The 25728-nt window shown below is 56.6% G+C and carries 23 protein-coding genes; 11 read left to right on the top strand and 12 right to left on the bottom strand.

What is annotated here, in order from left to right:
- Positions 1 to 161 precede the first annotated feature (161 nt).
- The 3 genes from R0J87_RS14190 (at position 162) to lapB (ending at position 2062) form a co-directional block, all read left to right on the top strand.
- Entirely contained in the window at positions 162 to 458 is a 297-nt protein-coding gene (locus R0J87_RS14190) for an integration host factor subunit beta (protein ID WP_030070297.1), read from the top strand.
- A 98-nt stretch (positions 459 to 556) separates the two neighbouring features.
- Positions 557 to 862: a lipopolysaccharide assembly protein LapA domain-containing protein gene (locus R0J87_RS14185; RefSeq protein ID WP_404342443.1), complete on the top strand. Its 306-nt coding sequence runs from the start codon at positions 557 to 559 to the stop codon at positions 860 to 862.
- Positions 863 to 2062, top strand: a complete 1200-nt coding sequence (gene lapB, locus R0J87_RS14180) for a lipopolysaccharide assembly protein LapB (RefSeq protein WP_498886916.1) — start codon at positions 863 to 865, stop codon at positions 2060 to 2062.
- A gap of 2 nt (positions 2063 to 2064) precedes the next feature.
- On the opposite strand, the gene pyrF is transcribed toward lapB, so the two are convergent.
- The gene (pyrF, locus tag R0J87_RS14175; RefSeq protein WP_498886914.1) at positions 2065 to 2766 is read right to left on the bottom strand and encodes an orotidine-5'-phosphate decarboxylase; all 702 of its coding nucleotides are present in this window, start codon (positions 2764 to 2766) and stop codon (positions 2065 to 2067) included.
- Positions 2767 to 3071: 305 nt separating this feature from the next.
- On the opposite strand from pyrF, the gene R0J87_RS14170 reads away from it, so the two are divergent.
- Positions 3072 to 3356, top strand: coding sequence for a ComEA family DNA-binding protein (locus R0J87_RS14170; protein ID WP_498886912.1), 285 nt, complete (start codon positions 3072 to 3074; stop codon positions 3354 to 3356).
- A gap of 81 nt (positions 3357 to 3437) precedes the next feature.
- On the opposite strand, the gene prpF is transcribed toward R0J87_RS14170, so the two are convergent.
- The 5 genes from prpF to R0J87_RS14145 all read right to left on the bottom strand — a co-directional run bounded on the left by prpF (position 3438) and on the right by R0J87_RS14145 (position 10235).
- A complete protein-coding gene (gene prpF, locus R0J87_RS14165; RefSeq protein ID WP_498886910.1) occupies positions 3438 to 4616 on the bottom strand; it encodes a 2-methylaconitate cis-trans isomerase PrpF in 1179 nt (392 codons plus the stop codon).
- 79 nt (positions 4617 to 4695) lie between these two features.
- A complete protein-coding gene (acnD, locus tag R0J87_RS14160; protein ID WP_498886908.1) occupies positions 4696 to 7335 on the bottom strand; it encodes a Fe/S-dependent 2-methylisocitrate dehydratase AcnD in 2640 nt (879 codons plus the stop codon).
- 31 nt (positions 7336 to 7366) lie between these two features.
- Positions 7367 to 8494, bottom strand: coding sequence for a bifunctional 2-methylcitrate synthase/citrate synthase (prpC, locus tag R0J87_RS14155; RefSeq protein ID WP_404342455.1), 1128 nt, complete (start codon positions 8492 to 8494; stop codon positions 7367 to 7369).
- Between the two features lie 80 nt (positions 8495 to 8574).
- On the bottom strand, positions 8575 to 9477 hold the full coding sequence (gene prpB, locus R0J87_RS14150; RefSeq protein ID WP_498886907.1) for a methylisocitrate lyase: 903 nt from the start codon (positions 9475 to 9477) through the stop codon (positions 8575 to 8577).
- A gap of 14 nt (positions 9478 to 9491) precedes the next feature.
- Positions 9492 to 10235, bottom strand: a complete 744-nt coding sequence (locus R0J87_RS14145) for a GntR family transcriptional regulator (RefSeq protein WP_498886906.1) — start codon at positions 10233 to 10235, stop codon at positions 9492 to 9494.
- 228 nt (positions 10236 to 10463) lie between these two features.
- Between R0J87_RS14145 and pabB the strand changes: the two genes are divergently transcribed.
- Together pabB and R0J87_RS14135 are read left to right on the top strand one after the other, a co-directional pair.
- Complete coding sequence (gene pabB, locus R0J87_RS14140) at positions 10464 to 11822, top strand: aminodeoxychorismate synthase component I (protein WP_498886904.1); 1359 nt, start codon at positions 10464 to 10466, stop codon at positions 11820 to 11822.
- 118 nt (positions 11823 to 11940) lie between these two features.
- Positions 11941 to 12561, top strand: coding sequence for a phosphoadenosine phosphosulfate reductase domain-containing protein (locus tag R0J87_RS14135; RefSeq protein WP_498886903.1), 621 nt, complete (start codon positions 11941 to 11943; stop codon positions 12559 to 12561).
- A gap of 59 nt (positions 12562 to 12620) precedes the next feature.
- Here the strand turns inward: R0J87_RS14135 and cysB are convergent, their stop codons facing one another.
- Positions 12621 to 13595 carry an HTH-type transcriptional regulator CysB gene (gene cysB, locus R0J87_RS14130; protein WP_404465769.1) on the bottom strand — a complete coding sequence of 325 codons (975 nt, stop codon included), beginning with the start codon at positions 13593 to 13595 and terminating at the stop codon, positions 12621 to 12623.
- Between the two features lie 291 nt (positions 13596 to 13886).
- On the opposite strand from cysB, the gene trxA reads away from it, so the two are divergent.
- The gene (trxA, locus tag R0J87_RS14125; protein WP_159341700.1) at positions 13887 to 14270 is read left to right on the top strand and encodes a thioredoxin; all 384 of its coding nucleotides are present in this window, start codon (positions 13887 to 13889) and stop codon (positions 14268 to 14270) included.
- Positions 14271 to 14359: 89 nt separating this feature from the next.
- On the opposite strand, the gene R0J87_RS14120 is transcribed toward trxA, so the two are convergent.
- The gene (locus R0J87_RS14120; RefSeq protein WP_404465767.1) at positions 14360 to 15493 is read right to left on the bottom strand and encodes an AI-2E family transporter; all 1134 of its coding nucleotides are present in this window, start codon (positions 15491 to 15493) and stop codon (positions 14360 to 14362) included.
- Between the two features lie 191 nt (positions 15494 to 15684).
- On the opposite strand from R0J87_RS14120, the gene R0J87_RS14115 reads away from it, so the two are divergent.
- Entirely contained in the window at positions 15685 to 16512 is an 828-nt protein-coding gene (locus R0J87_RS14115; protein ID WP_498886902.1) for an SIMPL domain-containing protein, read from the top strand.
- Here R0J87_RS14115 and serS read toward each other — a convergent pair.
- The gene (gene serS, locus R0J87_RS14110) at positions 16457 to 17734 is read right to left on the bottom strand and encodes a serine--tRNA ligase (RefSeq protein WP_498886901.1); all 1278 of its coding nucleotides are present in this window, start codon (positions 17732 to 17734) and stop codon (positions 16457 to 16459) included. The genes R0J87_RS14115 and serS overlap by 56 nt on opposite strands.
- Before the next feature lie 245 nt (positions 17735 to 17979).
- On the opposite strand from serS, the gene R0J87_RS14105 reads away from it, so the two are divergent.
- The 3 genes from R0J87_RS14105 (at position 17980) to ydiJ (ending at position 23137) form a co-directional block, all read left to right on the top strand.
- The gene (locus R0J87_RS14105; protein ID WP_498886899.1) at positions 17980 to 19233 is read left to right on the top strand and encodes a dicarboxylate/amino acid:cation symporter; all 1254 of its coding nucleotides are present in this window, start codon (positions 17980 to 17982) and stop codon (positions 19231 to 19233) included.
- Between the two features lie 123 nt (positions 19234 to 19356).
- Positions 19357 to 19947, top strand: a complete 591-nt coding sequence (locus tag R0J87_RS14100) for a DUF4202 domain-containing protein (protein ID WP_498886930.1) — start codon at positions 19357 to 19359, stop codon at positions 19945 to 19947.
- Between the two features lie 88 nt (positions 19948 to 20035).
- Positions 20036 to 23137: a D-2-hydroxyglutarate dehydrogenase YdiJ gene (gene ydiJ / locus R0J87_RS14095; protein WP_498886897.1), complete on the top strand. Its 3102-nt coding sequence runs from the start codon at positions 20036 to 20038 to the stop codon at positions 23135 to 23137.
- 42 nt (positions 23138 to 23179) lie between these two features.
- Here the strand turns inward: ydiJ and trpC are convergent, their stop codons facing one another.
- From trpC to R0J87_RS14080, 3 genes are read right to left on the bottom strand one after another with little or no spacing between them, the layout of a single operon-like run.
- A complete protein-coding gene (trpC, locus tag R0J87_RS14090) occupies positions 23180 to 23983 on the bottom strand; it encodes an indole-3-glycerol phosphate synthase TrpC (RefSeq protein ID WP_498886895.1) in 804 nt (267 codons plus the stop codon).
- Positions 23984 to 23991: 8 nt separating this feature from the next.
- Entirely contained in the window at positions 23992 to 25011 is a 1020-nt protein-coding gene (gene trpD / locus R0J87_RS14085) for an anthranilate phosphoribosyltransferase (protein ID WP_498886893.1), read from the bottom strand.
- A gap of 36 nt (positions 25012 to 25047) precedes the next feature.
- The gene (locus R0J87_RS14080) at positions 25048 to 25653 is read right to left on the bottom strand and encodes an anthranilate synthase component II (RefSeq protein ID WP_498886891.1); all 606 of its coding nucleotides are present in this window, start codon (positions 25651 to 25653) and stop codon (positions 25048 to 25050) included.
- Positions 25654 to 25728: the final 75 nt, after the last annotated feature.

Genomic DNA, 25728 nt, shown 5'->3' with positions numbered 1-25728 from the left:
AGCGCCGAGCTTCGCCTATGCTGTTACTCAGCTTCGTACTAACTTGCCTAGTACCTTGTTTTATCTGAATTGTTTTATGCGGTTATGCGCAGTATGCTGATTTCGAAGTTATCGAGGTCGCATGTGCGTTACGGCCTTTAAAGTTCGCAGGGAGCCAACCGATGACCAAATCTGAACTAATCGAACAAATCGCGATGCGTCAACCGGAGCTATCCGCCAAAGAAGTCGAAACGGCGGTGCGTATTATCTTAGATGATATGACGGACGCCCTGGCCAGTGGAGGGCGAGTGGAAATCCGTGGTTTTGGCAGTTTCTCGCTGCATTACCGTGAGCCGCGAACAGGGCGCAACCCTAAAACCGGCGACCCGGTAGACTTAGATGGCAAGTACGTGCCACATTTTAAACCGGGTAAAGAGCTACGCGAGCAGGTGGATGCAAGTCGCGCATTAGGTTATTAAATGCGTTAATAGCACCATCCGACCTTCTGCGGGATGACGTCGCGCCCAGACTCAGACACAATAGCATCACCGTGAACGTCACTGACTAGGAAACTCTCATGCGTTGGATCAAAGGGCTGATTCTGGCCGTCATTTTATTGGTAGTGCTGCTGGTCGGCATTCTGTTTGCTGTGAACAACCAGCAGGCGATTGCCTTGAACTTGATTTGGGCAGAACTGCCTGCCGCGTCACTCTCCGTATGGCTTCTGGCCACATTGACGGTAGGCGTCATCGTCGGAATGCTGGCCATGCTAGGTGTTTATGTTCGCCTGAAGGCCCGGCTGGCACGCAGCGAGCGCCACAATAAGCAGCAGCGCAAAGAGCTTGACCAGTTACGCACCCAGGGGTTGAAGGAACTGGCGTAAATGCATGACGCGGTACTGCTAGGCGTACTCATGGCAGCGATTGCCATCGGTTTTGGCCTGGGTGCGCGCTTCGCTTACCGTCGCCAGCAAAGCCTTCCCACAACGCGCTCTCCCGGCCCATCGCGAGAGTACTTCGTCGGGCTCAACTATTTACTGAATGAGCAGCCCGACGAAGCCATCAATACCTTTATTCATGCCCTAGATGTGAATAGCGACACTGTCGATACCCACATCGCCCTAGGCAAGCTCTTTCGTGCACGGGGAGAGGCTGATAAAGCGGTTAGCATTCATCAAAACCTGCTAGCGCGCCCGGCACTGTCTACCGCCACTAATGATACCGTTCAGCTTGAGCTCGCCCGCGACTTCATGGCGCTGGGCGTACATGACCGTGCGCAGCGACTGCTACGTAGCTTGCTTGAGAACGCAGCCGATGAAGCGCTGCGCTTAGAAGTAAAGCGACTGCTCATTGATCTGCTGGAGCGAGAAAAAGAGTGGCAGGACGCATTAGAGATTGTGCAACCGCTGATTAAACAGCAGCCCGCCATGCGTCGCCCTGCCTCTCACTGGCTGTGTGAGCTGGCACAGCAAGAGATTAACCAATCGAGTCGCGCACTGGCACGCAAACACCTTAAAAAAGCACTGCAATTAGATGAGCGCTGTGTCCGCGCCACCCTGATGCTGGCAGAGCTTGAAATGGATAATGGCCACTACGGCAAAGCCATTGAGCGACTTAGCCATATCCCACAGCAGGATGTCGCCCACGTCCCCACCATGCTACCCGCGCTACAGCGCGCTTATATGCGCAGTGACGATTTACCTGGTCTGGAAAACCATCTGCAAAACCTGCTGAGCCAAGCCCCCTACACCAGCGTGATTGTGGCGCTGGGGGCGCTCGTTCATCAAAGAGACGGCGTGGACAGCGCAATTGAACGAACGGGTGCCTGGCTAAGTGAAGCTCCAAGCCTCGGAGGGCTTGATTACTTAGTGGACCTTTACTTAGAAAGTGAGCGGCTGGCGGGTAAAACTACCCCTGACACCCGCCTGATGCTGCTCAAACATCATACGGGCGCACTGTTGACAGGCAGGCCTCGCCATCGCTGCCGTCGCTGCGGTTTCAGCAGCGACAATCTTGCATGGCAGTGCCCTAGCTGCCGCCGCTGGGGCACCATCAAACCCATTACCGGCGTGGAAGGCGAGTAGCGTCACACACCCGCTAATTCAGCCTCAATGGCCGCTAAAGCGACCATAGGGTCTTCTGCCTGAGTCACTGGGCGACCTATCACTAAGTGGGTGCTGCCCGCTAGCATCGCATCCGCCGGCGTCATAATACGCTGCTGGTCGTTTGCCGCTGCAAAGCTTGGGCGAATCCCCGGAGTCACCTTCAAAAAATCGCTGCCACAGTGCGCTCTGATCTGCCCGGCTTCCTGGGCAGAGCATACAACGCCGCCTAATCCACTTTGTTGAGTCAACGCTGCCAAACGCATCACCTGCTCAGCCGGGGTGGCGTTCACACCCGCTTCTTGAAGGTCCTCAGCCTGCATACTGGTTAACACGGTTACGGCTATTAGGTGGGTGGTCAGCTGATGGTCTGACAGACGCTTAGCGGCAGCTTCCATCATTTTACGCCCACCCGAGGCGTGAACATTCACCATCCACACGCCCTGCTCTGCGGCCGCCTGCACGGCACTCGCAACGGTATTGGGAATATCGTGAAATTTGAGATCAAGAAACACGTCGAAACCACGACCATGGAGCGCCTCTAACACCGCAGGACCGCTACGAGTAAAAAGCTCTTTACCCACTTTGACACGGCAACGTGCTGGATCAAGCTGGTCAGCCATGCATAGCGCTGCATCAAGCGAAGGGTAATCCAAAGCGATAATCAGAGGGGAATCGGGGGACACGCGCTTACTCCGTGTTCGTAAAGGCTTAAAAAGGCTCATGTAAGGGCCGGACAGCTCCGTGAAGAAGACTGCACCGCTGGTACCTCAAGGTCGCTAGTGTACCAGCCCTACTCGGCTTGCAGTGTAAGCGATTCACCATTTACCTATAGCCAAATGCTTACAAAAAGTATCGTTAATTGCTTACAGAACTTACGGTTTGAAACGATTAAGTTTACTAAGGCGCCGACCAAGAAGGTGGTCGCAACCATCAGCCACCACGCTGAGCAAACCGGTGGTTCAATAGAAATGCAGAAGGGATATTCACCATGCAGACAAAATTTAAATGTTTTGTAGCCGCTTTACTGATTAGCCTGAGCCTTGGTTTATCAGGCACAGCGATGGCTCAAGCCGTTGCGCCTATCAACGTCAACAGTGCAGACGCAGAGCTTCTTGCCGAACTGCCGGGTATTGGCCCCAGCCGCGCGGCAGCCATCATTGAAGAGCGTGAAACGAATGGCGCCTTTACAGATGCCGACGACATGACGCGTGTCAGCGGCATTGGGCCCGCTACCGTTGACCGCATGCGCGATCAGATCACATTTGACGAGTAAACGTCACAAGTAAACCCCAGCAGCACGATGTGTTCGGCCACCGCGCGACACACGCCGACGGTGGCCATTCCCATACACCGCTTACATTGTATCGCCAGGCACTCGTACTCGTCCTTCCATTAAGATGCGCGCACTGCGGCTCATCACTGCCTGATCAATCTGCCAGCGCCCGTCTACTAGGCTGGCTTTCGCCCCAACCCGAAGTGACCCTGAAGGATGCCCAAACGTCACCGCTTCACGCTCAATGCCACCGGCCGCTAAATTCACCAACGTGCCCTGAATCGCTGCAGCAGCACCAATCGCCACCGCCGCTGTGCCCATCATGGCGTGGTGTAGCTTGCCCATCGAGAGCGCCCGCACCACCAGGTCAATACTCTCTGCATTAACAGCTTTCCCACTCGATGCCGTATAGCTAGCCGCAGGGGCCACAAAGGCCACTTTGGGAGTATGCTGGCGGCTGGCGGCCTCATCCACGTGGTTAATCAACCCCATGCTGACGGCCCCGTGGGCGCGAATCGTTTCAAACATCTCCAGCACACGGGAATCCCCGTTAATCGCCTCTTGCAGCTCACACCCGGTGTAACCCAGCGCCTCAGCATTGACGAACACCGTTGGGATACCGGCGTTAATCAGCGTTGCTTTCAGCACACCAACGCCCGGCACATCCAGGTCATCGACCACGTTGCCGGTGGGAAAAATCGCGCCCTCGCCATCGGCGGGGTCCATAAACGCGACGGGGATTTCTGCTGCTGGAAAGGTCACGCCATCCAACTCAAAATCACCGGTTTCTTGCACCTCACCATCCGTAATGGGCACTTGGGCAACAATGGTTTTCTGAATATTGACCTGCCAAATACGCACTTCTGCGATGCCGTTGTGCGGCACCTTCGCGGGGTCCACTAAGCCGTTGGCGATAGCGTAAGGCCCTACCGCCGCAGATAGATTGCCGCAGTTACCGCTCCAGTCCACGAAGGGCTTATCGATGGAGACTTGGCCAAATAGGTAATCCACATCGTGATCGGGAGAGTCACTCTTCGAGAGGATCACCGTTTTGCTGGTGCTTGAGGTTGCTCCGCCCATACCGTCAATCTGCTTTTCATAGGGGTCGGGGCTACCAATTACCCGCAGCAGCAGCTTATCCCGCGCCTCACCGGGCACCTGAGCGGCGGGGGGTAGGTCGCCCAGAGTGAAAAACACCCCTTTACTGGTGCCGCCCCGCATATAGGTGGCGGGAATACTGATTTGTGCTTTATGAGCCATGACGCACCTCTTAAAAAATAGCCTGGCAACTGCCAGGCTATTCGCTATCAATCACACCCTTACCATTGCGCTGAGACCACTAGGCAACGGAGGATTCCAAAAAGTCCTGGGCAAACCGCTGCAGCACGCCACCGGCTGAATAGATGGTCACTTCTTCAGCCGTATCCAATCGGCAAACCACTGGCACGCGCTCGGTGCTGCCACTGGTGCGGTGAATGACCAGCGTGAGCATGGCGCGCGGATCGGGCGTGCCCTCCACATCGAAGACTTCCGTGCCGTCCAACCCAAGCGTTTGTCGCGTGGTGCCCGCTTCAAACTGCAGGGGCATCACACCCATGCCGATCAGGTTCGTGCGGTGGATGCGCTCAAAGCCTTCGGCGACAATGGCCTCTACACCTGCGAGCGCGACGCCTTTGGCCGCCCAGTCACGGGATGAGCCTTGGCCGTAATCCGCGCCGGCAATAATAATCAGCGGCTGCTTACGCGCCATATAGGTCTCGATGGCTTCCCACATGCGCGTCACTGTTCCCTCTGGCTCGATACGCGCTAGCGACCCCTGCAGCACCTTGCCCTGCTCGTCGTGGACCATTTCGTTGAACAGTTTCGGGTTCGCCAACGTTGCCCGCTGGGCGGTCAGGTGATCCCCGCGGTGGGTGGCGTAGGAGTTAAAGTCCTCCTCCGGCAGGCCCATTTTGTCTAGGTACTCCCCCGCCGCGCTATCGAGCATGATGGCGTTGGACGGCGAGAGGTGGTCGGTGGTGATGTTGTCCGGCAGAATCGCCAGCGGGCGCATGCCCTTCAGCCCGCGCTCTTTCGCCATGTTGCCTTCCCAGTAGGGCGGGCGGCGAATGTACGTGCTCTGGGGCCGCCATTCGTAAAGCGGGCTTACCTGCGTGCGCGCACTCTTATCCAGATCAAACATCGGGATATAAGTTTGGCGGAACTGCTCGGGCTTCACCGACGACTTCACGATGGCGTCGATTTCGCTATCGTCGGGCCAGATATCCTTAAGCGTGACCGGATTGCCCTGCTGGTCATACCCCAGCACGTCTTTTTCGATATCAAAGCGAATGGTGCCCGCGATGGCGTAAGCCACTACCAGCGGCGGTGAGGCTAGAAACGCCTGTTTGGCGTAGGGGTGAATACGGCCATCAAAGTTACGGTTGCCGGAGAGCACTGCCGTGGCATACAGGTCACGGTCAATAATTTCCTGCTGAATTTTTGGTTCCAGCGCGCCAGACATCCCGTTACAGGTGGTACAGGCGTAGGCCACCACACCAAAGCCGAGGTTTTCCAACTCATCCATCAAGTGTGCTTCTTCTAAGTACATCTTGACGGTTTTTGAGCCAGGGGCCAGCGACGACTTCACCCACGGTTTGCGGGTCAGCCCTAACCGGTTGGCGTTGCGAGCAATCAACCCAGCCGCCACCATATTGCGCGGGTTAGACGTGTTGGTGCAGCTGGTGATGGCGGCAATAATCACCGCACCATCCGGCATTCTGCCTGCCTGCTCATCGGCCCGGGCTTTATCCAAGTCGATGGCGATACCCCGCTTTGCCAGCTCGGAAGTAGGCAGATGGGCATGGGGGTTAGAGGGGCCAGCCAACGTGCGCGCCACGCTTGAGAGATCAAACGTTAGCACTCGCTCGTAGTAGGCACTCTTGAGATCATCTGCCCACAGCCCAGTATGCTTGGCGTACGCTTCCACCAGCGCGACTTGCTCATCTTCACGTCCAGTGAGCTTGAGATACTCAATGGTTTGGTTATCGATGTAGAACATCGCCGCCGTGGCACCATACTCCGGCGTCATATTGGAAATCGTGGCGCGGTCGCCCACGGTCAGCGCGTCAGCCCCCTCGCCGTAGAACTCTAAGTAAGCGCCCACTACCCGCTCTTTACGCAGAAACTCGGTAATCGCCAGCACCATATCTGTGCCGGTAATGCCCGGCTGCAGTTTGCCGGTAAGCTCGACTCCGACAATATCCGGCAGGCGCATCATGGAAGCGCGGCCAAGCATGACGCTTTCCGCTTCCAAGCCGCCGACCCCCACGGAGATTACCCCTAATGCATCCACCATCGGCGTATGGCTATCGGTGCCCACACAGGTGTCCGGGTAGGCGATGCGCATACCCTGCTCGTCGGGGCGGCACTGCACCACTGGGGACATCTTCTCCAGGTTGATCTGGTGCATGATGCCGTTGCCGGGGGGAATAACGTCGACGTTTTCAAACGCAAGCTTGGTCCAGTTAATAAAGTGGAAGCGGTCATCGTTACGACGATCCTCCACTTGGCGGTTTTTCTCGAAGGCATCCTTCTCGAACCCCGCATGTTCGACGGCCAACGAGTGGTCGACGATCAACTGAGTGGGCACGACCGGGTTGACTTTGGCCGGGTCACCGCCTTTGTCAGCAATGGCGTCACGCAGGCCGGCTAAATCTACCAGCGCGGTCTGGCCAAGAATGTCGTGACATACCACCCGCGCCGGGTACCAGGGAAAATCTAAATCCTGCTTGCGCTCAATGAGCTGTTTTAGAGCATCGGTGAGCAGCTCAGGGTCACAGCGACGCACCAGCTGTTCGGCCAATACGCGCGAGATGTAGGGCAGTTTGGCATAGGCGCCGTGCTGGATATCCTCGACCGCTTGGCGTGCATCGAAGAACTCTACCGGCTCGCCCTCTACCAGAACGCCCGGTAGCGGCTTGCGATAATTCGTGTTCATAACGCCTCTCACTTAGTCACCACGCAACCGATTAGTCACGCGCTTCGATGGGTACCCATTCGCTCTTCTCAGGACCGATGTAATCGGCGCTGGGGCGAATAATGCGGTTGTTGGCACGCTGCTCAAACACATGCGCAGCCCAGCCCGTCAGCCGAGACATCACAAAAATCGGCGTAAACAGCTTGGTCGGAATATCCATGAAGTGGTAGGCGCTGGCATGGAAGAAGTCTGCGTTGCAGAACAGCTTCTTCTCCCGCCACATTACCTCTTCACAGCGAACAGAGACGGGATAGAGCACGGTGTCACCGACGTCATCCGCCAACTTTTTCGACCACTCTTTAATAATGGCGTTGCGCGGGTCCGACTCCCGATAGATCGCGTGGCCAAAACCCATGATTTTCTCTTTACGCTCTAGCATGCCCAGCATTTCACGCTCTGCTTCCTCTGGCGATGCCCAGTTCTCGATCATCGCCATGGCCGCTTCGTTGGCACCGCCATGCAAAGGGCCACGCAGCGAACCGATCGCACCGGTGACGCAGGAGTGCATGTCGGACAACGTCGAAGCGCACACCCGGGCAGTAAAGGTCGAGGCGTTGAACTCATGCTCGGCATAGAGAATCAGCGAGACGTTCATCACGCGGGCATGCAGCTCGGAGGCTGGCTCGCCGCGCAGCATATGCAGGAAATGGCCGCCTACCGAGGCATCATCAGTTTCGGTATCAATACGCACGCCGTCATGGCTGAACCGGTACCAGTAGCAAATAATCGAGGGCAGCACGGCTAATAAGCGGTCCGCAACATCCTGCTGCTCGTCAAAGCTCTCTTCGGTTTCCAGGTTGCCTAGCATGGAGGCCCCCGTGCGCATCACATCCATCGGGTGAGCGTCTTTAGGAATCTGCTCCAGCACGGTTTTCAGCGCATCAGGCAGGCCACGCAGGCCTTTTAGCTTGGCAATGTAGTGGTCAAGCTCGGCTTGGTTAGGCAACTTACCTTTCAGCAGCAGGTAAGCGACTTCTTCAAATTTGGCCTTTTCAGCCAGCTCTTTGATATCGAAACCGCGATAGGTAAGGCCAGAACCGGTTTTACCCACCGTACATAGCGCGGTGGCTCCCGCGCTCTGCCCTCGTAATCCTGCACCTGCTAACGGTTTATCAGCCATGTGATGTCTCCTGACGTACTTATTTATAAGAGTTGTTGGTCAATGTCGTTGATCAATGTCATTACAAAGGAACGCGCGGCTTAAACGTCTTTCTGCTCGGCAAACAGCGCGTCGAGCTTCTGCTCAAAGTCGTGGTAGTTCAAAAAGTCATACAGCTCATCGCGGGTCTGCATGGTGTCGACCACGTCACGCTGATGGCCATTCTCTAGAATGCTCTGGTACACCTTCAGCGCGGCGGCGTTCATGGCGCGGAAAGCCGAAAGCGGGTAGAGCACCATGCGGCAGCCCACTTCACCCAGCTCTTGCTGAGTAAACAGCGGCGTCGCGCCGAACTCGGTAATGTTGGCCAGAATGGGGGCATTCACTCGCTGGCAGAACGCCTGATAGTCATCTAACGTATGTACCGCTTCAGCGAAGATAGCGTCGGCACCCGCTTCCACGCAGGCATTCGCCCGCTCAATGGCCGCATCCAGCCCCTCTTTTTGGAACGCATCGGTGCGGGCAATCAGGTAAAAATCCGGGTCTAGCTTGGCATCGGCAGCGGCTTTGATGCGGTCTACCATCTCTTGTTGCGAAACAATGGCTTTGTTCGGCCGGTGGCCGCAGCGCTTTTGCGCGACTTGGTCTTCCAGGTGAACGGCGGCCACACCCGCCCGCTGCATCTCTTTCACGGTTCGGGCAATGTTAAACGCACCGCCCCAGCCGGTATCGATATCTACCAGTAGCGGCAGGTCAGTGGCGCCGCAAATACGGTGCGCATCTTCCACCACATCGTTCATCGTGGTCATGCCCAGATCCGGTAGGCCAAACGACGCGTTCGCCACACCGCCACCTGACAGGTAAATGGCTTGATGCCCTACCCGCTCAGCCATCATGGCCGTATAGGCGTTGATGGTGCCTAAAATCGGCAGCGGGCGATTGGCTTCCAGCGCAGCACGAAACCGTGCCCCAGGGGTAAGCTTGGATGATGGTGTGGTAGACATGGGCGTTAGCTCCTTTAGTCGGCAGATGTTGTTGATTGTTGTTCGAGAATAGCGGCGTAGCGGTCAGCCACATTGGCACGGGAAGCGCTGACATGGCGGCGCATTAACAGCTCGGCCAGTTCGGCGTCACCGGCTTCAATGGCATCGACAATACGGTGGTGTTCGACAAACGCCCGCTGGGGGCGTGTGCCGCTGGCGCTAAACTGAGTTCGGTAGAGGCGCACCAGGTAGTAAAGGTCATCGCAAAGCAGGTTCATGAGCATTTTGTTGTGGCTGCCTTGAACAATGCGATAATGGAAGTCCAAGTCGCCTTCGCGCTGGTAGTAGGCTTCACCGCGTTTTAAATCGCCCTGGCTTTCATGCAGTGCCAGCACGTCGCGCAGCCCCTGTATCTCCTCTGGCGACATATGCTCGGCGGCCAATCGGGCAGCCATGCTTTCTAGCGCTTCGCGAACGTCAAACAGCTCCAATAGCTCTTTCATCGAGAGTTTGACCACCCGAGCTCCCACATGGGGCACGCGCTCAATAAGGCGATGAGCTTCAAGGCGACGCATGGCTTCACGCAGCGGTCCACGGGAAATACCGTAGGTTTTAGATAGCCCAGGCTCAGTGATTTTGCTGCCCGGCGCTAGCTCACCGCGCACAATGGCGCTTTGTAACTGATGAAAGACACGTTCAGCGAGCGTACGCACCTCAGGTGACACAGGCTCTTGAAGAGTTTCATCGGTAGGTGCGGAAGTTGTAGCAAGTAACGTCATGGCAAATTGTCGACAATTAGGGAATAGAGGAACTTTAGCCCGCCCTATTTCTCTAGTCAACCATGTAAAATAGGCGTTTTTATTCGCCTTTCGTTGCAATAGCGCTACCAACAACAAAGCAAGTGTCAACAATCAGCCGAGCGTGAGAAAGCCGTCGACGGCTTCTGCTGGTGTGATAGTGGCCAGACCTCTAAAATATGCCGCCCCCACTGGCTAGGCGTTTGCTTCATGACAACGGCGTTGACGATTACAGCCCTGCCCTACTCTTCTGATCCTTTGGCACTTTTTGCCAAACTTAGGCAACGCCCCGGCGCGGTGTTGCTCGATAGTGGCCGCCCTAAAGCCACCAACGGGCGCTATGACATCCTGACCAGCGACCCGCTCGCCACGTTGGAAATAGGGCCTAACGGTCAAACAACGTTTGAGTCTGAAACGCTCACGCTACCCGCTTCCCTTAAGAGCGACACAACGGCACAGCAGCAGTGGCTGCTCGAACAGCTACCCCGCGCAACTCTAGAGAGCGAGCTGCCTTTTCTCGGTGGCCTGATGGGCTACTGGAGCTATGATCTTGGCCGCAATCAGGCCTATATCCCAAGCCAGCACTCATCCGTCACTCAGCTCCCCTTAGCACGCTTAGGGCTATTTGATTGGTGCATCACCCTCGATCACATCAAAGAGCAGGCGTGGTTCATCGGCAGTGAGGCACGCCACCAGCAAGTAATGGCATGGTTAAGCGGCCCCTCTGCACCTAGGGTGCCGTTCAAACTCACTCAGCCATTTTCGGCAGAACTGAGCCAGGCAGCCTATACCGAGCGCTTTAACGCCGTTCAGCGCTACATTCGCGCGGGGGATTGCTATCAAATCAACCTCGCGCAGCGTTTTTCGGCGCGTTATGAAGGCGATGAGTGGCAGGCCTATCTCCAGCTTCGTGAAGCAACTCCTACGCCGTTTTCCGGCTTTATGGCCTGGGGCCATCAAGCCGTGCTGTCACTCTCTCCCGAGCGTTTCATCCAAAGCCGTGACGGCTTGGTGGAGACACGCCCCATCAAAGGCACCCGGCCACGGGGCAAAACGCCCGAAGAGGACCGCGCACTGGCCGATGACCTGCTCAGCAGCACCAAAGACCGGGCCGAAAACGTGATGATCGTGGATCTATTGCGTAACGATTTAGGGCGTGTGTGTGTACCTGGCTCCATTCGTGTGCCGCAGCTGTGCCAGCTTGAGAGCTACCCTAATGTGCATCACTTAGTCAGCGTGGTGCAGGGCCAGCTAGCCTCTCAACATACACCCCTCTCGCTACTCACCGCTGCCTTTCCCGGCGGCTCAATTACCGGCGCACCCAAAATTCGGGCGATGCAGATTATTGATGAGCTGGAACCCTGCCAGCGCAGCGTTTACTGCGGCAGCCTGGGTTATATCGATGTGCGTGGCAGCATGGATACGTCGATCGCCATACGCACGATGGTGGCTGACGGCGGCGACCTGCATGTATGGGGCGGCGGCGGGCTGGTGGCGGATTCCCAAGCAGACGAGGAGTACACCGAGACGCTGGATAAGATTCGCCATTTGATTGGTGCTTTGGAATAAGCGACCAGCGTTCTTACATCAAAAAGAAATATAAAAGCCTAACCAAACGGTATTGGGGAGAAGCCCCCCGCCTTTGGTAGCCTAGGGGCATTGCACGCTTTTTCACATAGGAGGCCGCATGCCCTCAACGCTGGAACAGATCAATCGCGACTTTGCCAACAACCCTCAAGCACTGATTGAGTGGGCGTTCAGTCAGGGTGAGCGCCCTATCTGCACCACCAACTTCCGCCCCTTCGAAGCGGTTATTCTGCACATGGTGACGCAGGTACGTCCTGACATCCCCATTGTATGGATGGATAGCGGCTATAACACTGAGGCAACTTACCAGTTTGCCGATGCGCTGATCCAGCGCCTCAACTTGAACATCGTCAGCTTTTTGCCAAAGCGTACTCGCGCCCATCGCGAAGCGCTGGAAGGCCCCATGCCCGGCATCGATGACCCGCGCCATGACGCCTTTACACAAGAGGTGAAACTGGAGCCTTTCGAGCGCGCTCTGCGTGAGATGAAGCCCGATGTATGGTTTACCGCGCTGCGCGCCGAAGATACGTCCGAACGGGCAAAAATGCAGGTAGTTAGCCGCAACAGCGACGGCTTACTGAAAGTGGCGCCACTGCTGCAGTGGACGGCCAAGGATATGTACTACTACTTAGAGGCTCACGACCTACCCAACAATTTCGACTACTTCGACCCCACCAAAGTGGAAGAGAAACGCGAATGTGGGCTGCATCTACAGCACTAATTCAGCCATGATGAACAAGCCACCTGCTCTGACGTAGCGTCAGAGCAGGTTTTTTTAGCTCAGTACTCAGGCAGTTCAACACCCTCAAACAGCGCCTGCTCAAAGCGTGGCCCGGCCATCAACGCTTCATCTACCCGATCGCGAGTCAAGTGCGGCGCAAAGCGCGCCAGGAAGTCGTACATGTAGCCGCGCATAAAGGTCCCGCGACGAATACCGATTTTCGTCGTCGAGCTGGCAAACAAATGACTGGCATCGAGCGCGACCAAATCACTGTCCAGCGCCGGGTCAACCGCCATGTGTGCGACGATTCCAACGCCCATACCCAAGCGCACGTAGGTTTTAATCACGTCGGCATCGGCGGCGGTCAGCACCACATTCGGTGTTAACCCTTTCGCTTTGAACGCATCATCCAGTTGGGAGCGCCCGGTAAAACCAAAGACATAAGTCACCAGCGGATGCTCGGCCAACGCCTCCAGAGTCAACGGCCCATCCAAGGTAGCCAGAGGGTGCTCTTTCGGCACTAATACACAGCGGTTCCAGCGGTAGCAGGGCAGCAATACCAAATCGGTAAATAGCTCCAATGACTCCGTCGCAATGGCAAAATCTGCCTGCCCTTCACTCACCATCTGGGCGATTTGCTTGGGTGTACCTTGCTGCATATGCAGCGCCACTTCAGGATACTTCAGCGTAAATTCACTGATGATGGGCGGTAGTGCGTAGCGAGCTTGGGTATGGGTAGTGGCAATCGCCAAGCTGCCGCGTCGCTCATCGCTGTGCTCTTGTGCTACCTGCTTGATATTTTCTGTCAGCTTAAGCACCTGCCCCGCTAACTCAATAATCGAGAGGCCAGCAGGCGTCACACGGGTGAGATGCTTGCCGCTTCGGGCAAAAATCTCAACGCCTAGCTCATCCTCCAGCAAACGGATCTGCTTTGAGATACCTGGCTGGGAGGTAAATAGACTCTGCGCCGTTGCCGAGACATTCAGGTTATGTCGATTGACTTCCCAGATATAGCGAAGTTGCTGTAGCTTCATATCCTCACCTTATTATCTATGCAGGAAGCACGTAAAAGCGCATCCTCGCGCTGCCACTGTATGCTTAACCAATTTGTGCTTAACCAAGCGCCCGGTTCTCATCGTTCAATGAGCACGTTTTTGAATAAAAAAACGTCTTATAATTCACTTATAGTATAAAAAATAGAGACTATGAGCATCTATTAATTTTTTCTATTTAAGGATAAATCGCATCAGGAATTTGCCAGCACCCGCCGCGCCCGCTAACATCTGGCAACTTGGCGCGGTGAAAGTGCGCTAGTATATCGCGTAATGACCGTTGCTCCATTTGAGGCAACGAAACAGCAAGAGCAACGCAAACGGGAGAAGCAAATGGCTACCAATGTTGATGTCACCAACGCCAATTTTGAGCAAGAAGTCCTCAACGCCGAACAGCCTGTCCTGCTGAAATTCTGGGCCCCTTGGTGCGGCCCATGTAAAGTCATGGCACCTGTTGTTGATGAAGTCGCTGCTGAGCGTGGCGACAACCTGAAAGTGGTCAGCGTGAATGTTGACGACGCTCCGGAAATCGCTGCTGAACAGGGCGTGCGCGGTGTTCCCACCGTGATGCTGTTCAAGTCTGGCACCAAAGTCGCTTCACTGGTAGGCGCGCAGTCTAAGTCGCAGCTGACTCAGTTTATCGACCAGAACGCTTAAGCTATATACGTTACCGCTGGTGCTGCCAGCGGTAACGCTCTTGTCAGTCCTTTCTGCTTCACTCCTTCCTGCCCTGCACTACCCTCTCTCTAAACGTCGCGCCCTTCCCGTTTTAACCACTCCCCGCGCTTCCATGGCGGTCGCCGCGCATCTCCAGAGCGTTTAAGCTGCACATTACGTTGCCTTCCTGGGCCTAATAAGTGGGCGATCCAACGGGTTTGAGGATGGCTATCCAACGCAATTTTAAGCGTCATGGTAAGAACCACCGAGAGCAGCATACCCGCCGCACCAAAAATCCACCCCCACACCACCAGTGAAAGAAACGCCACAAAGGTGGATAACCCCAGCGCCTGCCCCATCACCCTTGGCTCAATCAGATTGCCCAAAATAAAGTTGATGACCAAGTAGGCCGATGCCAGCAACAGCGCCTGTAACACTCCTCCATCTTGAGACACTAACAGCAGCAGTACCGGCGGAATGGCGGCCAACGCAGAGCCAATATTGGGAATAAAGTTAAGCGCAAAGGCCAAGACACCCCACAGCAGCGGAAACTCAACGCCGACCATCAGACACGAGAGCCACACCAGTACGCCGGTTGCCAGGCTAATGACTGTTTTAACCGCCAAGTAACGCTTGAGGGTCAGGCTAAACTCACTAAACCGCTTCAGGCTGGGCGCTGGATTTTCAAGCGCACGAGACACTTTATCGCGAAAATTTAGCGTCTCAAACAGCATGAAAATGACCAACAGCGCGACGATGCTGCCCTGCATAAACAGCGAACCAATCTCCCCCAGCAAAGTGGCTACCCAGGAGCCATCATCCTCCATGGCAAACATAGAGCTAAGCTGGTCGGGGTCGATGGCCAACCCACGAGAGGCTAGCGCATTGAGCAAGTCCCAATAGTGCTCGTAGAGCCTGGATTCAATATCCGGCAACGCTTCAACAAAGGTGCTGAAACTATTCACCACCAGCAAGCCAATCAGCGAAATAAACCCAACCAGTACCAGCAGGGTAATCAGAGCCGATATCCGTCTGCTCAAGCCACAATGATGCAGCCACTGCACAGGAGACGTGCACACTACCGCAATAAACACGGCCAGTAGCAGCGGCACCAGCAGGTCAGCCCCCACTTTCATGCCCGCAATAATGACGACCAGCGCGGCAAGCGCTAACGTGGCATTCAGCGGAATACTTCGATAATCCTCATCAGACAGCTTGGACATAGCCTTTTCCTTAGCATGGTATCTATACATGATGGCCGCTTGCTTGGTATTGCACAAACCATGCAAACATTAAGTAACTGTTTTTCGTCTACGCTTAGCCTGTGAACTTTATGACCAGGCTCCCTTCAAAGCAGCGACAACTAACCGTCGTCAGTTCATTTAACGCATGGCTCTCAGCAAGGAAGTGACCTATGAAGACAGCAACTCACCCTCTCAAACGACTGCGCCACGGCGTACTGGGCGGTGCATTACTTGCCCTGATGGTAGCGCCTAGCGTGCACGCAGCCCCTCCTGCTCCCCCTAGTTTGCATGTACAAGCGCAGTCATGGGTGGAAGTCGAACCCGATAAAGCCACACTCTCCGCACGCTTGTGGGAAAACACCCCGGCCGTTTCCACACTGGAAGAGACCGATAGCGAAGCGCTTAGTAGCGCCCGTGAGCGGCTGGAACAGCGCGCCAGCGAACTGATCGCTGCCATGGAAGAGATTGGCATTGAACAGCGTGCCATCAACGCCGGCTCACTCAACGTTTATCCTGAACACGTCGCGGGCCCGCGCAATGATAGCGGCGAGCAAGACACCCTGATGCGCACCCGTTTAGAGCGCCCCTTCAGCGTTGAACTCACTAATATAGACCAATTAGGCGATGTACTGGACGCGATGATTGGCGCTGGTGTGAATGCTTTGGATGGCGTGCAGTTTGACCTGCAAGATCGCGACGCCGCCACCGACGAAGCCTTGACCAAAGCATTAGAAAAAGCACGCCACAAAGCCGACCTGATGGCCAGTACGCTGGGCGTCACGCTGGGCACCGTTCAACGTATTGAAGAGACCCAGGCGCCGATTTTTCAGCCCCGCATGATGTCCATGCGTGCTGAAAGCAACGCCATGGGTAGCGGCTCAGCCAGCGACTACCGCCCCGGCACCATTCGCATTGATGCCGGAGTGAATGTTGAGTGGACGCTTAGAGGGCAAGACGCTCGAGGCCGCCCAGGTAGGGTTGCAGGGGAGCAGGAATAGTAATTGACCCATCTGCCTGCTGGTGGTTTTCAAGTACTGCCAGCAGGCAACGCCCTACCGCTAAGCCTGAACCGTTCAAGGTATGCAGCAGCTGCGGCTTTTTAGCATCCGGATGGCGATAACGAGCCTGCATCCGACGCGCCTGGAAATCTTCGCAGTTAGAGACAGACGAGATTTCCCGGAAGGTGTCTTGGCTTGGTAGCCACACTTCTAAGTCATAGGTTTTGGTAGCGCCAAAGCCCATATCACCGGTACACAGCGTGACCACCCGATACGGCAGCTCAAGCGCCTGCAGAATAGCTTCTGCATGGCCGCGCATCTCTTCTAGCGCTTCGTAGCTCTTCTCAGGCTCAACAATCTGCACCATTTCGACTTTATCGAACTGATGCTGACGAATCATGCCACGAGTATCGCGCCCATGTGAGCCGGCCTCAGAGCGGAAACACGGCGTGTGGGCGGTCAGCTTCATCGGCAGCGCCGCTAATTCCACAATCTCATCGCGCACAAAATTCGTCAGCGGGACTTCTGAGGTGGGAATCAGGTGATACTCACGCTCATCGTCCAGCTTGAAAAGGTCTTCACCAAACTTGGGCAGCTGGCCAGTGCCCATGAGCGAATCACGATTCACCATGTAAGGCACATAGCACTCTTCATAGCCGTGCTGCTGAGTTTGGGTATCCAGCATAAACTGCGCCAGCGCACGGTGCAGGCGGGCAATAGGACCACGCATCACTGCAAAGCGCGCGCCGGTCAGCTTGGCTGCTAGCTCGAAATCGAGATAACCAGACTTCTTACCCAAATCCACATGGTCCAGCACCTCGAAGTCGAATTCACGCGGCGTTCCCCAGCGGTGCAGCTCCACGTTATCGTCTTCGCTCTTGCCTTCCGGCACACTCTCATGGGGCAGATTGGGAATACCGCTAATCGCGTCATCCCACTCGGCCTGAACTTCCGCCAGCTCGCGCTTGGCAGCGTCCAAACGGTCGCCTAGGTCGCTCACCTCATCCAGCAGCGGCTGGATATCTTCGCCACTGGCTTTAGCCTTACCAATCGCCTTGGAGCGCGTCTTCCGCTCGTTCTGCAACTGCTCGGTTTGGATTTGCAACTCACGACGGCGCGACTCAAGCGCCTGCAGTGCCGCTTTATCGAGTACGAAGCCCCGCCGGGCCAGTTGTTGCGCAGTTGCATCAAGATCACCGCGCAGCAGTTTCGGATCGAGCATGAGTTATCCCTTGGCCAGAATTCTGTGAAACACGGCACGCAAAGGCCGTGGCAAAGGGGCCTATTGTAGGCAAAAGCGTGAGTTGGGGCTATGGCAGCGCACTACCATGCTGAACTTAACCGTTGGTAGGTATACACCATGACCCTTACGCATATCCCTCCCCGCTTATTAGCCAAAAGTGATAGAGTGCCCGCCGCTTCATAGCAAGAACCACTAATAACGGGTTTTAAAAAAGGAGAAAAGTTGTGCAGGAAACCGCAACGCAAGGAAAATTGGGTTGGTGGCGGCGCATTGCCCTGTGGAAGAAAATCCTGGCTGGTTTGGCACTGGGTGTCTTGGCAGGCGCACTGCTCGGCGAGACAGCGAGTGTATTTAAGCCACTGGGCGACATTTTCATCAACGCCATTATGATGCTGATTGTGCCACTGGTCTTTTCGACGCTGGTGGTGGGTATTACCTCCATGCGCGACCCACAGAAGATGGGCCGCATTGGCGCTCGCACCATCACCCTTTACTTAGTGACTACCGCCTTTGCCATCAGCATTGGCCTTGTGCTCTCTACCCTGCTGCAGCCTGGAGTGGGCGTCGGGCTAAGCTTTGACTCTGAAGTCTCGGCTAGCGAAGCGCCATCGCTGATGTCGATTCTAATTAATCTCGTGCCGCGCAACCCAATCGATGCCCTGGCTAATGGCAACATTATGCAGATCATTGTGTTTGCCATTGGCTTGGGCATCTCGCTAACGCTCATCGGTGAGAAGGGCGAGCCGGTGATGAAGGTCTTCGATAGCTTCGCGGAAGCCATGTACAAACTCACTGGCCTCGTAATGGCGTTTGCGCCATTCGGGGTGTTTGGTTTGATTGCCCATGTCTCGGGCCAGTACGGTTTGGAGATTTTGCTTCCACTCGCCAAGCTGATCGGCGTGGTCTATCTCGCCAGCATTTTGCATGTGCTCGTGGTCTATTCTGGCTTTATTTCCCTGATGGGACGTTTAAACCCGGTGCGCTACTTAAAAGGCAGCCTGGATGCCATTGTGGTGGCGTTTTCGTCTGCTTCCTCAGCAGGCACCCTGCCCGTCTCAATCCGCTGTGCGCAGAAAAACCTGGGCGTCTCAGAAGGGGTGTCCGGCTTTGTACTGCCCGTGGGCGCGACCATCAATATGGACGGCACCGCACTGTATCAAGGCGTGGTGGTGCTGTTTATAGCCCAGATGACCGGTACCGATTTAAGCATGATGGATTACGGCATGATTGTTGCCACCGGCACGCTGGCCTCAATTGGTACCGCAGGTGTTCCTGGTGCAGGCCTGATTATGCTCTCCATCGTGATGGCACAAATTGGCTTGCCCTTGGAAGCCATCGCCGTGGTGGCGGGTATTGACCGTATTCTGGACATGGCGCGCACCAGCGTTAACGTGGCGGGCGATCTGATGGTCACCACCCTGGTAGGTAAAAGCGAAGGTGAGCTTAACGAAGAGATTTATAACACCAGCCGCCCTTAATTGGTTAGCCATGCAGTTCCGCGCCCGCTGCCTCTGGCTGCGGGCGTTTTTTATGCGCATCGGCAAGCTGCTAGGATGCTCTTATCCTTCATTTATCATCCTGACTTTATCAAGCGAGCCATTATGCCTTCCGCCTTAGAAAACACTCTTGCCGATATCGATGAACTGCATGCCCAGGACCCGCAGCATGCCGACCTTGCGGATGGCACCTCTCAGCCCCAAGAGCTGGTGTATGCCCAGCGCATGAGCCACTGGCTGGAGCAGCTGCACAACGCTCCCAGCGATCTGCTGCGCATTGCCGTACGCGCCCAGCATCTGCAGCGCTGGCAACAGCCGCGAAGCGATTACCCAGAAGGCCGTATTGGCTATTTAACCTGGCGCCGTGACCAAAGTGCCCAGGCAGGTGATACCGCGGCGGCGATCATAGAAGAAGCGGGCTATTCCCAAGAGGAGGCCAAACGCGTCGCCAGCATGATTCGCAAGCAGGGCCTGGGCCGCGATAGCGATGTGCAAGCCCTGGAAGACTGCGCCTGCTTAGTGTTCTTGGAAAACTACTTCGCCGATTTCTCCCGCAAGGTGGAGCACGAGCACATGGTGCGTATTGTACAAAAGACCTGGGGCAAGATGTCGCCGCAGGCGCATGCGCTGGCCCTGACGCTGCCCATGAACGACGCCTGTTCAGCGCTCGTCAAAGAGGCGTTAGGCAGCCACTGAGACGCCACCTCAAGATGCACCGGCGCAGTAGCTGCGGTAAAGTAGCGCTATCCCCTATCCGCTTCCAGCAGTGACGGCTCAACCTCCTATGATTGCATCCTTGGATTCTCGCACGGCCCCTTTCGAACGTATTGGCAGCCACTACGTGCGTTTTATCGAAGCCCTCCGCGCGCGTGGGTTCGAAGGTGAAATAGCGCCGGATTACGCCAACCGCACCGTGCTGGCGACGGATAACTCGATTTACCAACGTCTGCCCCAGGCGGCGGTGTTTCCCAAACACGCCGAAGACCTAGAGCGCCTTGCCAAGCTCGCCTCCGAGCTGCCCCACCGGGATATCGTCCTGACCCCACGGGGCGGCGGCACCGGCACCAACGGCCAGTCGCTGACCGATGGCATCGTGGTGGATGTCTCCCGCCACATGAACCAAATTCTTGAGATCGATGTGGCTGCCCGCCGGGTGCGGGTACAGGCAGGCGTGGTCAAAGACCAGTTAAACGCCGCGCTAAAGCCCCATGGGCTGTTTTTCGCCCCTGAGCTTTCGACATCCAATCGCGCCACCATTGGCGGCATGATCTCCACCGATGCCAGCGGGCAAGGTAGCTGCCAGTTCGGCAAAACCCGCCACCACGTGTTAGAGCTGGATACGATTCTGCTCGGCGGGCAGCATTTACACAGCCGCTCACTCAGTGCGGAAGAGGAGCAGCAGGCGCTGGCTCAAGCAGGCGTGCTGGGTAAAGTACACCAAACCGCCGCTGCGATTATCGATCAGCAGCGCGAATTGATTGAGGCGACGTTCCCGCCGCTCAACCGTTGTCTGACCGGCTACGATCTGGCCCACCTGCGCGAGGATGGCCAGCTTAACCTGAATAGCCTGCTGTGCGGTTCGGAAGGCTCCCTGGGCTTTTTAAACGAAGCCGTGCTCAACGTCTTGCCGATCCCCAAGCACTCCACGCTGGTCAACGTGCGCTACCCGAGCTTTATGGATGCCTTGCGGGATGCCAAAGCGTTGATGGCCAGCAGCGCGAAGCCAACGTCCATTGAAACCGTGGACGACACCGTGCTGCAACTGGCGATGGAAGACTTCGTTTGGGACAGCGTGGCGGAATTTTTCCCGGCGGGCAGCACGCCCATTCAGGGCATCAACCTGATCGAGTTCAACGACGATGACCCCGAACAGCTGGCAGCGCGTGTAACGGCGTTTACCCAGCACCTGAGCCAGGATGCCACCGTAGAGCGATTGGGCTACACCCTGGCGGAAGGCCGCCCGCAGATCCAAAAAGTCTACGCCATGCGCAAACGCTCGGTAGGTCTGCTGGGTAACGTTCAGGGGGAGAAGCGTCCGCTGCCGTTCGTGGAGGACACCGCTGTTCCGCCGGAACACTTGGCCGACTTCATTACCGAGTTCCGCGCCGCGCTGGATGCGCGCCAGCTCTCCTACGGCATGTTTGGCCATGTGGATGCGGGGGTACTGCACGTGCGCCCGGCGCTGGATATGAAAGACCCCGCCCAGGAAGCGCTGATTCGCGAGATTTCTGATGAAGTCGCTGCGCTCACCCAGAAGTACGGCGGGCTGCTGTGGGGCGAACACGGTAAAGGCGTGCGCTCCGAGTACGGGCCTAAGTTCTTCGGTGAGCTTTACCCCTGCCTGCAGCAGGTCAAGGCGGCATTCGACCCGCACAACCAGCTCAACCCCGGCAAGATCGCGTCACCTTCTGAAAGTACCACGCTGATTGCGAAAGAGAGCGACCCGGAGCTGCTCACCGTTGACGGCGTGCCCATGCGCGGCCAACTAGACCGCACGATTGATGAGCGGGCCTGGCAGGCCTATGACGCAGCGGTGTACTGCAACGGCAACGGCGCTTGCTACAACTACGATGTGGACGACCCCATGTGCCCATCGTGGAAGGCCACCCGCGACCGCCGCCACTCCCCTAAAGGCCGCGCCAGCCTGATTCGTGAGTGGCTGCGCTTGCAGTCGCAAGCGGGCATCGACGTGGTGGAAGAGTCGCGCAAAAAGAAAGCCGAGCGCAGCTGGGGTTTTATCAAAAGCTTCCCCAAGCGGGTGATGAACACACTGAGCCGTCAGCAGCACCACGACTACTCCCACGAAGTCTACGACGCCATGGCGGGCTGCTTGGCGTGTAAATCCTGCGCGGGCCAGTGCCCGATCAAAGTCAACGTACCGCAGTTCCGCTCGCAGTTTTTAGAGGTGTATCACGGCCGCTACCTGCGCCCGCTGCGGGATTACGTGATTGGCGGCACCGAATTTATGCTGCCTGCGTTAACCAAGATGGCCCCGCTATATAACGCTGTCCTTGGCCAGCGCTGGGTCGAGCAGCTGATGCAGAAGGGGCTCGGTATTAGCGACTCCCCCGCGCTATCTCGCGCTAGCGTGAAAAAACAGCTGCGCGCCTGGGGCGTTGCGGAAGCCACGCCCACATCGCTTGCGCTACTCACCGAGCAGCAGCGGGCCAACAGCGTCGTGATTGTGCAAGATGCCTTCACCACCCACTTTGAAGCCAAGCTGGTGATGGATGTGGTAGAGCTGCTATCGCGGCTGAACCTGCGCGTGTTTGTCATGCTGTTTTCCGCCAACGGCAAGCCGCTGCACGTACAGGGCTTTTTAGGTGCTTTTGAGCGCACGGCAGAAAAGCAGGCCAAACGCCTTCGCGCGCTTAGTGAGTTCGAGGTACCCATGGTAGGCATCGACCCTGCCATGACGCTGACCTACCGCCAGGAGTACGTCAAAGCGCTGGGCCCTGAGCAAGTGCCGAACGTACTGATGCTGCAGGAGTGGCTAGCCACCCGCGTCAACACCCTCGCCCCCGGCCAGCTAACGCTCAAAGACCCAGGCTTTAAGCTGCTTTCCCACTGCACCGAAAAAACCAACGCGCCGGGCAGCCCAAAAGCGTGGCAGCAGGTATTTGCAGCGTTTGGTTTGCAGCTAGAGCTGGCCACCACGGGCTGCTGCGGCATGTCCGGCACCTACGGCCACGAGACCCGTAACGTCGCTACCTCGAAAACGATCTACGCTCAGTCGTGGCAGCCACAGGTGGAAGCCGAAGAGAACAGCGGTAAGCTACTGGCCACCGGCTACTCCTGCCGCAGCCAGGTGAAACGCTACTCGGCGCAAACCCTGCCCCACCCTCTGCAAGCTCTGCTGACCAGTATCAAACAGGCCAGCCGCTAACGCGGCTGGCCTGCTGGGGCTTGCTGATATCCGTGTGGGCGTTTAGAAAAACAGCCGCTTGAGGGCCAAACCAGGGTCCTCTTCGCGCATAAACGCTTCACCCACCAAAAAGCCATTGACCTCGTGGTCACGCATTAGCTCTACGTCATCACGCGTGTGAATGCCTGACTCGGTAATCACGGTCACGCCTTCAGGGATACGCGGCAGCAGGTCCAAGGTGGTATTCAGGCTGGTATCAAAGGTGTGTAGGTTGCGGTTGTTAATACCTACCAGCTTTAGATCCAGCGCCAGGGCGCGCTCTAGCTCCTCTGCATCGTGAACTTCCACCAGCACGTCCATCCCCAACGCGTTGGCCTGCTGGTGCAGGTCGCGCAGCTGAGCGTCATTGAGCGCCGCCACAATCAATAGGATGCAGTCCGCACCGATGGCGCGCGCTTCAGTGACCTGATAGCCGTGGGTAATAAAGTCTTTACGGATCACCGGCAGGTCGCAGGCATCGCGAGCGGCAATGAGGTAATCCTCATGGCCCTGGAAGAAGTCGGCATCGGTGAGCACGGAAAGGCAAGCTGCGCCGCCCTGGGCGTAGCTTTTGGCGATATCCGCTGGGTGAAACTCTTCACGCATCACGCCTTTAGAGGGCGAGGCTTTTTTCACCTCGGCGATGACTGCCGCGTCGCCTGCCGCAATACGCTGATTCAATGCATCAATAAAGCCACGGGGCGCACTCTGCTTCTCCGCTAGCGCTAGCAGATCCGCTTCAGAAACTGCTTGCTGACGCTCAGCGACTTCCTGGTCTTTACGGGCCAAAATGCGCGTTAAAATAGTCGGCGTTGCATGGTCACTCATTGGAAGTTTTACCCTTTAAAGACGCTAGTGAAGTGCGAAAGCTCTCTGAGCTTCTCAAGCGGTAGTTTGGAGGCCTGGGCATCCTGGGCCACCATCACGCCCTCTTTCAAACTATCGGCCACGCCCGCGCAGTAAAGCGCAGCCCCGGCGTTGAGTGCCACCATATCTGCCGCCGCTCCTTCACCGCTAAGTGCGGCTTTCACCAAACGCAGGCTATCTTCCGCGCTGGACGCTTTAAGGGTGGCGAGGCTTTGGCGCTCGATGCCCAGGGATTCCGGCGTAATGATGTACTGGGTAATCTCGCCCTCTTTTAGCTCTGCCACCAGAGTGGGTGCTGCCAGGGAGATTTCATCCAGGCCATCTTCAGAATGCACCACCAGGACATGGCGGCTACCCAGCTTGCGCAATACTTCGGCCATCAGCGGCACCAGCTCCGCAGAATACACGCCCAGCACTTGATTGGGCGCACTGGCGGGGTTGGTGAGCGGGCCAAGAATATTGAACAGCGTACGCACGCCCATTTCCCGCCGTGGCCCAATGGCATAGCGCATGGCTGGATGGTGGTTAGGTGCGAACATAAAGCCAACGCCTACCTGCTCAATGCAGCGCGCCACTTGTTCAGGCTTGAGGTCGAGATAGATGCCGGCAATATCGAATAAATCGGCGCTGCCAGAAGAAGAGGAGACGCTGCGATTGCCATGTTTAGCCACATGGGCACCGCCAGCGGCGGCCACAAAACTAGACGCCGTGGACACATTAAACAGGTTCGCGCCATCGCCGCCGGTGCCGACGATATCCACCACGTTCTCGGTGTGTAGCTCGACGCGTTTCATTAAATCGCGCATCACCTGGGCGGCGGCGCTGATCTCTTCAGCGCTTTCGCCTTTCATGGCCAGCCCCACCAGCAGGCCGCCAATTTGCGCGTCGGAAGCTTCGCCGGTCATGATCTGGCGCATCAGTGCGTGCATCGCATTGAAAGAGAGGTCTTCGCGGCGCATCACCGCGTTAATTGCGTCTCGCATTTGCATGAGCAGGAAAGCCCCTAAAGCGTATGAATTTGGCGATCAGCCGCGTTGTAAAAAATTGGCCAATAACGCATGGCCCTGGCGCGTGAGTATCGACTCAGGATGAAACTGCACGCCTTCTATATCAAAGGTTCGGTGCCTAAACCCCATAATGAGCCCAGGGGTAACATCGTCATCCGCCGTCCAGGCGGTCACTTCCAGGCAGTCGGGCAGGCTCTCCTGCTCAACGACTAATGAGTGATAGCGCGTCACTTCCAGCGGGTTTTCCAGCCCGCTGAACACCCCCTGCCCACGGTGTACAACGGCCGAGGTTTTGCCGTGCATCACCTGGGGTGCCCGCACCACTTTGCCGCCGTACACTTGGCCGATGGCCTGATGCCCCAGGCAAACGCCCAAAATAGGCAGTTTGCCCGCAAAGTACTCGATGGCCGCCAGCGAAATGCCCGCTTCGTTGGGCGTACACGGGCCGGGCGAAATCACCAGATGGGTAGGCGCCAGGGCGCACATCTGCTCCAGGGTAATCTCATCGTTGCGATAGGTCATCACCTCGGCATCCAGCTCACCCAGGTACTGGACGATGTTAAACGTGAAGCTGTCGTAGTTATCCAGCATCAATACCCGTTGCACTGCCTGCGCTTGCGCCATCGCCCCGCTTACTCCATTACATAAATAAAACCGCATTACCAGGATGATACCCCAACCGAGGGGCTCATTGCAGGG

Origin of the sequence: Halomonas sp. SIMBA_159, from assembly GCF_046536035.1 — a bacterium.
In the GTDB taxonomy this organism is placed as follows: Bacteria; Pseudomonadota; Gammaproteobacteria; order Pseudomonadales; family Halomonadaceae; genus Vreelandella; species Vreelandella venusta_A.
This window is presented reverse-complemented; position numbering and strand designations above follow the sequence as displayed.

Bases quoted from the DNA above. Each gene is read 5' to 3' on its own strand.
- trpC (WP_498886895.1), bottom strand. From the start codon at position 23,983: ATGAGTGACCATGCAACGCCGACTATTTTAACGCGCATTTTGGCCCGT.
- prpB (WP_498886907.1), bottom strand. From the start codon at position 9,477: ATGTCTACCACACCATCATCCAAGCTTACCCCTGGGGCACGGTTTCGT.
- trxA (WP_159341700.1), top strand. From the start codon at position 13,887: ATGACCGTTGCTCCATTTGAGGCAACGAAACAGCAAGAGCAACGCAAA.
- R0J87_RS14190 (WP_030070297.1), top strand. From the start codon at position 162: ATGACCAAATCTGAACTAATCGAACAAATCGCGATGCGTCAACCGGAG.
- R0J87_RS14135 (WP_498886903.1), top strand. From the start codon at position 11,941: ATGCCCTCAACGCTGGAACAGATCAATCGCGACTTTGCCAACAACCCT.
- trpD (WP_498886893.1), bottom strand. From the start codon at position 25,011: ATGCAAATGCGAGACGCAATTAACGCGGTGATGCGCCGCGAAGACCTC.
- prpF (WP_498886910.1), bottom strand. From the start codon at position 4,616: ATGGCTCATAAAGCACAAATCAGTATTCCCGCCACCTATATGCGGGGC.
- cysB (WP_404465769.1), bottom strand. From the start codon at position 13,595: ATGAAGCTACAGCAACTTCGCTATATCTGGGAAGTCAATCGACATAAC.
- R0J87_RS14145 (WP_498886906.1), bottom strand. From the start codon at position 10,235: ATGACGTTACTTGCTACAACTTCCGCACCTACCGATGAAACTCTTCAA.
- R0J87_RS14120 (WP_404465767.1), bottom strand. From the start codon at position 15,493: ATGTCCAAGCTGTCTGATGAGGATTATCGAAGTATTCCGCTGAATGCC.
- acnD (WP_498886908.1), bottom strand. From the start codon at position 7,335: ATGAACACGAATTATCGCAAGCCGCTACCGGGCGTTCTGGTAGAGGGC.
- ydiJ (WP_498886897.1), top strand. From the start codon at position 20,036: ATGATTGCATCCTTGGATTCTCGCACGGCCCCTTTCGAACGTATTGGC.
- pabB (WP_498886904.1), top strand. From the start codon at position 10,464: ATGACAACGGCGTTGACGATTACAGCCCTGCCCTACTCTTCTGATCCT.
- R0J87_RS14080 (WP_498886891.1), bottom strand. From the start codon at position 25,653: ATGGCGCAAGCGCAGGCAGTGCAACGGGTATTGATGCTGGATAACTAC.
- R0J87_RS14100 (WP_498886930.1), top strand. From the start codon at position 19,357: ATGCCTTCCGCCTTAGAAAACACTCTTGCCGATATCGATGAACTGCAT.
- R0J87_RS14170 (WP_498886912.1), top strand. From the start codon at position 3,072: ATGCAGACAAAATTTAAATGTTTTGTAGCCGCTTTACTGATTAGCCTG.
- R0J87_RS14185 (WP_404342443.1), top strand. From the start codon at position 557: ATGCGTTGGATCAAAGGGCTGATTCTGGCCGTCATTTTATTGGTAGTG.
- serS (WP_498886901.1), bottom strand. From the start codon at position 17,734: ATGCTCGATCCGAAACTGCTGCGCGGTGATCTTGATGCAACTGCGCAA.
- lapB (WP_498886916.1), top strand. From the start codon at position 863: ATGCATGACGCGGTACTGCTAGGCGTACTCATGGCAGCGATTGCCATC.
- R0J87_RS14115 (WP_498886902.1), top strand. From the start codon at position 15,685: ATGAAGACAGCAACTCACCCTCTCAAACGACTGCGCCACGGCGTACTG.
- prpC (WP_404342455.1), bottom strand. From the start codon at position 8,494: ATGGCTGATAAACCGTTAGCAGGTGCAGGATTACGAGGGCAGAGCGCG.